Here is a 213-nt window from a genome sequence, read left to right as displayed (position 1 = left end):
GAATCGAACCCGCGACCCTCGCCTTGGCAAGGCGATGCTCTACCGCTGAGCCACTTCCGCAAAATTCAATGGCTGGGGATCAAGGATTCGAACCTTGGAATGACGGAGTCAAAGTCCGTTGCCTTACCACTTGGCTAATCCCCAACAATCAATGGGGCGATCGAGGGGAATTGAACCCCCGAATGTCGGAATCACAATCCGATGCGTTAACCA

1 tRNA gene is annotated in these 213 nt (G+C 53.5%); it reads right to left on the bottom strand.

Features of this window, described 5'->3' with window-relative positions:
- Positions 1-69: 69 nt before the first annotated feature.
- Positions 70-144 (bottom strand) — tRNA-Gln (locus SBI19_RS29480).
- Positions 145-213: the final 69 nt, after the last annotated feature.

It is taken from the genome of Paenibacillus sp. CCS19 (assembly GCF_033239625.1).
In the GTDB taxonomy this organism is placed as follows: Bacteria; Bacillota; Bacilli; order Paenibacillales; family Paenibacillaceae; genus Paenibacillus_T.
The sequence above is the reverse complement of the archived record's forward strand: the minus strand, read 5'-3'. Positions and strand labels throughout refer to the sequence as shown.